The organism is Cellulophaga sp. F20128, from assembly GCF_023015805.1.
GTDB lineage: Bacteria > Bacteroidota > Bacteroidia > Flavobacteriales > Flavobacteriaceae > Cellulophaga.
In genome coordinates this window covers 1-1,231 of sequence record NZ_JALKBA010000053.1, presented here as the reverse complement: position 1 = coordinate 1,231, position 1,231 = coordinate 1, and the positions used below count along the sequence as shown (strand labels likewise).

Below are 1,231 nucleotides of genomic sequence, written 5' to 3'. Positions count from 1 at the left end.
GAGGCAAGCCTTACTCTAAGGCGCAGACTATAACAAAGTTTTCCAGGAGTTTTTGCCGCATTTAAGTCGTTCTACAAGTCTAAATAGATAGGAGTTGAGTCTTGGAGTTAAGATATCTGTTGCGGACGCAAACAGGTCTATAATCGGCCAGCGTACTGCTTGCGCACTGGCGGCAAAAGGAATTGAACCAAACCATTATTAACTATAAAACCCAAGCCTTTAAGAAAGCCGAAGAGAAAGGATCAGATACCGTTGTTTTTTTGCTGCGCTGATAAACGTTTCTACTTGCGTACAGATTGATTTAATAAAGCGAAAGCAGCAAAAAAGGAATAAGCCCCGAAGCTGCCTTATTCAGGAGAACACTTTAAAGTATGTTGCAGCTAACGTATTGTGTATGAATTAGTAAGGGGATAAGTATAAGCTAGTTCATACGTAATACATTAGGAGAAGTAAACCATTGTTAACTAGCACGAAACCCTTATTATTTATACACCGTGTTGTAAAACGTTTTTTATGTTAAGAAAATCCGTAATAACGATGGAATTAGGATCGAATCAACCAACAAAGAGAGTCACTTCTTATTTACTTCTTGGTTTTATTCCAGTTTATAAATCAGTTACTATTTTTCAAGAATAAATGTTATTGCATACCTAAGACTTGGGTCAGCAGGTTTTATTATAGGAATAGCTTCTTTAATAGAATATCCGTTTTCTAAATATTCACTAAGTTTTGGGTATTCTTTTTCTGTAAACTTATCTTCTTTATCGATAATATTTGTGTGAGTTGTAATCGTAATTACTTTTTGCATTTTTAATAGTTTTTAGTTAATTATTTAAAATTATAATGTCAAGGCATAAGAATATAATATCAGACTTACGATGGATAGCGTTAAGAAAAGAAGTGTCAATTTCTCTACGATTACGTAGAATGTTGAAATTTTTGTGGTTACATATATTGTTTCGGATTCGGTTTTTCCCTGAATATATTTTATGGATTCATCCTTATAACTATCAACTGATTTCTTTGCGTAATGCAATTCGGAGTACTGAACTGCTACAGAGCAAAGGACACAAAGTCCAAGTAAGAGTATGGTTGAAAAGAAAAAAAATTCGGAAAATTCTGTTGAACCATCCTCAGATTTTAAACCTACCAATAAACCTAAAAATCCTAAGATGATAGGTGTTAGCTTGCTAAAAAAAGAGTACTTGATGTTACTCTTTTTAGATTCCAA

Annotated in this window: 1 protein-coding gene; it reads right to left on the bottom strand. The window is 33.5% G+C overall.

The annotated features are described in order from the left end of the window. Positions 1-619 precede the first annotated feature (619 nt). Positions 620-808 (bottom strand): hypothetical protein, encoded by a 189-nt coding sequence (locus MWU65_RS17430; protein ID WP_247079957.1) that lies wholly within the window; start codon positions 806-808, stop codon positions 620-622. Between the last annotated feature and the right edge of the window lie 423 nt (positions 809-1,231).

Bases quoted from the DNA above. Each gene is read 5' to 3' on its own strand.
- MWU65_RS17430 (WP_247079957.1), bottom strand. From the start codon at position 808: ATGCAAAAAGTAATTACGATTACAACTCACACAAATATTATCGATAAA.